The following is a 2,166-nucleotide window of genomic DNA, read 5'->3' on the forward strand; positions in this document are numbered from 1 at the left end:
GCGCCTGGCTTGCCGACCGCGGCCCCGCCGGCGCCCGCCGCCCCGGCCTCCGCCAGGCGCTCGGCGCCCGGCTGACCGGCCGCGCGGGCGACGACCTCTGGGACCGCCTCGTCGAGGTCGCCGCCCCCGGCTCCACCCCGGAGGCGGTCCGCCGCGCCGCCCTGCTCACCGGCTGGGCCCTCCGCGAGGACGCAGCCGGCGGCGCCGGCGTGGCCGCCGTCGACCTCGGCCGCGAGCGGTGGATGCGCGCCAGGATCGCCGAGGCCGCCGCCGGCGGGCGCCGGGTCGCCGCGGTCGTCGGCGCCTTCCACACCCCCGCCCTCACCGCGGCCGCGCTCGCCGCCCCCGACGGGGAGCCGACCCCTGAGTCGGCCGACGAGCCGCGGGGCGCAGAGCCGTGGACGGTCTCCCTGATCCCCTACACCTACGCCCTGCTCGACGAGCGCTCCGGCTACCCGGCCGGCATCCGCGACCCCGAGTGGCAGCACCGGGTGCTGGCCGCCGCCGGCGACCCCGCCATATTGGAGGCCGCGCTGACCGAGACCGCCGTCCGCGTCTGCGCCCGGCTGCGCGGGGAGGACCACCCTTCGGGGCCGGCCGACGCCCGCGAGATCACCCGCCTCGCCACCGATCTGGCCAGGCTGCGCGGCCTCCCCGCCCCCGGCAGGGGCGAGTTGATCGAGGCGGTCGACACCGTGCTCGTCCAGGGCGAACCGCTGGGCCGGGGCCGCGCCGTCTCCCGGGCTCTGGAGGCGGTGCTGATCGGCCCACGCGCCGGCCGTCCCGCGCCCGGCGCCCCACGCGGCGGCCTCGGCGCCGCCGTCGCCGCCGAGTGCGCGGACCTCGGCCTGCCGGGCCCGGACGACGTCGCGGCCGCACCACGCGACCTGCGGCTCGACCCCCGGCGCTCCCCGCGCGACCAGCGCCGCGAGCTCCTGCTGCGCCGGCTCAGCGTCTGCGGCATCCCGTACGCCGAGGAACAACGCTTCAGCGGCGCAGGCGGCGCCGCCACCAGCACCACCCGGTGGACCGTCAGCTGGACGCCGGCCACCGCCGCCATGCTGACCGCCGCCTCGGCGCGCGGCGTGACGGCGGCCCAGGCGGCGGAGGGCACGCTCCGCGAGCGCCGGCGGGCCGAGGGGGACGCGGGCGGCCCCACCGCCGCCCAGGTCATCACCGGCCTCGACCTGGCCGCCGGCTGCGGTCTGGAACCGCTGGCCGGGGAGCGGCTCGCCGAGGCCGCCACGGTGCTGCCGGCCGCCGGCACCCTGCCGGAGCTGCTGGCCGCCCTCAGCCTGCTCGACCGGCTGCGCGGCGGCCTCCTCGACACCGCGCTCGACACCGCGCAGGTGAGCGAGACGCTGACCACCGCCGCCGTCCGCCAGGTCGCCGGCCTCACCGGCTCCGAGGACCCGGCGGACGCCCGCGCCCTCGTCGAACTGGCCCACCGCGCCGACGCGTTCGGCTCCATCCGGCTCACCGCCGCGCTGCGCGCCCTCGCCACGGACGGCTCCCCGCTGATGCGGGGCGCCACCGGCGCGGTGCTGGTGCTGCTCGGCCACGAGGCGCCCGAGGCGCTGGGCCGGCGGGTGGCGTCCTGGGTGGACGCCGCCACGGCACCGGCCCGCCGCGCCGAGCTGACGGCCCGGCTCACCGGCCTGCTGGCCGCCGCCGGGCCCCTGCTCGAAGCGGCACCCGGCGCGCTCGGACCGCTGCTCGACCGCGTCGCCGAGCTGCCGGAACGGGCCTTCCTCGACCGACTGCCGGCCCTGCGCGGCGGCTTCGACACGCTCAGCCCGGCCGCCCGCGACCGGCTGCTCGCCGTCATCGAGGACCGGCTCGGGGACACGATCGCGACGCTGCCCGACATCGACGCCCCCACGCTCGAACTCTGGACCCGCGCCGACCTGTCGGCCCGCGACACCCTGACGGCACTCGGCCTCCTCCCGGCGCCAGAGCGCCTCGCCGGCCCGGCGGAGGGTGCCACGGCCGTGGCCGGCGGTGTGGAGCTGCCGACTGCCGGGCTGTGCGCCGGGTCGAGTGGTAGCGGCGCCGCAGCCTCGCCGCCGGGCGGCCCGGGGCCGGTGTGTGGGAGCGGCACCGACCCGGCCGGCCCCGACGCCGACGCCTCCGGTGCGGGGGCGGCGACTCCGGCCCCGCCGCCCG

1 protein-coding gene is annotated in these 2,166 nt (G+C 80.7%); it reads left to right on the top strand.

Going from position 1 to position 2,166, the window contains the following annotated elements; all coding sequences use genetic code 11:
- Positions 1 to 2,166 (top strand): DUF5682 family protein (locus ACYVPE_RS39680; protein WP_461038707.1); only part of this gene is annotated, 2,166 nt, incomplete at both ends.

The organism is Streptomyces mayteni (assembly GCF_054783955.1).